The following is a 1,533-nucleotide window of genomic DNA, read 5'->3' as shown; positions in this document are numbered from 1 at the left end:
GTGCAGGTCGGAACTTACCCGACAAGGAATTTCGCTACCTTAGGATGGTTATAGTTACCACCGCCGTTTACCGGCGCTTAAGTTCTCACCTTCGCACAGTTACCTGCGCTAAGCGGTCCCCTTAACGTTCCGGCACCGGGCAGGCGTCAGTCCGTATACATCGTCTTACGACTTCGCACGGACCTGTGTTTTTAGTAAACAGTCGCTTCCCCCTGGCCACTGCGACCCCCACCAGCTCCCAGAGCTAGTCTGATCACCAGCAGAGGTCCCCCTTCTCCCGAAGTTACGGGGGCAATTTGCCGAGTTCCTTAACCACAGTTCACCCGATCGCCTTGGTATTCTCTACCTGACCACCTGAGTCGGTTTAGGGTACGGGCCGCCACAACACTCACTAGAGGCTTTTCTCGGCAGCATAGGATCATCCACTTCGCCACAATCGGCTCGGCATCACATCTCACCCTGCATGTGTCGCGGATTTACCTACGACACGGGCTACATGCTTACCCCAGGACAACCATCGCCTGGGCTGGACTACCTTCCTGCGTCACCCCATCGCTTACCTACTACTCAATCGGTTCGAGCGTTCGGCCAAAGACAAGACCCGAAGGCCTGACGTCCCCGGCTTAAGGACTCTTAGCATCAAAAGGTTCAGTATGGGCGCATTGAAGCGGGTACGGGAATATCAACCCGTTGTCCATCGACTACGCCTGTCGGCCTCGCCTTAGGTCCCGACTTACCCTGGGCGGATTAGCCTGGCCCAGGAACCCTTGGTCATCCGGCGGCAGGGTTTCTCACCCTGCATTCGCTACTCATGCCTGCATTCTCACTCGCACAGCCTCCACAACTAGATCACTCTGCTGCTTCGCCGGCTGCACGACGCTCCCCTACCCATCAACCCCGCATGGGGGTCAATGCCACGACTTCGGCGGTGTACTTGAGCCCCGCTACATTGTCGGCGCGGAATCACTTGACCAGTGAGCTATTACGCACTCTTTCAAGGGTGGCTGCTTCTAAGCCAACCTCCTGGTTGTCTCTGCGACTCCACATCCTTTCCCACTTAGCACACGCTTAGGGGCCTTAGTCGGTGATCTGGGCTGTTTCCCTCTCGACTACGAAGCTTATCCCCCGCAGTCTCACTGCCACGCTCTCACTTACCGGCATTCGGAGTTTGGCTGACGTCAGTAACCTTGTCGGGCCCATCGGCCATCCAGTGCTCTACCTCCGGCAAGAAACACGCGACGCTGCACCTAAATGCATTTCGGGGAGAACCAGCTATCACGGAGTTTGATTGGCCTTTCACCCCTACACACAGGTCATCCCCCAGGTTTTCAACCCTGGTGGGTTCGGTCCTCCACCCAGTCTTACCTGAGCTTCAACCTGCCCATGCGTAGATCACTCCGCTTCGGGTCTACAGCATGCGACTCAAACGCCCTCTTCAGACTCGCTTTCGCTACGGCTCCCCCACACGGGTTAACCTCGCCACACACCATAACTCGCAGGCTCATTCTTCAAAAGGCACGCAGTCACATCACA

The 1,533-nt window shown here is 56.8% G+C and carries 1 rRNA gene; it reads right to left on the bottom strand.

From position 1 onward, the window contains the following. A 23S ribosomal RNA gene (locus ACIBI5_RS54260) occupies window positions 1–1,533 on the bottom strand; the annotation flags it as partial.

The sequence above is a fragment of the Nonomuraea sp. NPDC050540 genome (genome assembly GCF_044457485.1).
Taxonomy (GTDB): Bacteria; Actinomycetota; Actinomycetes; order Streptosporangiales; family Streptosporangiaceae; genus Nonomuraea.
This window is presented reverse-complemented; position numbering and strand designations above follow the sequence as displayed.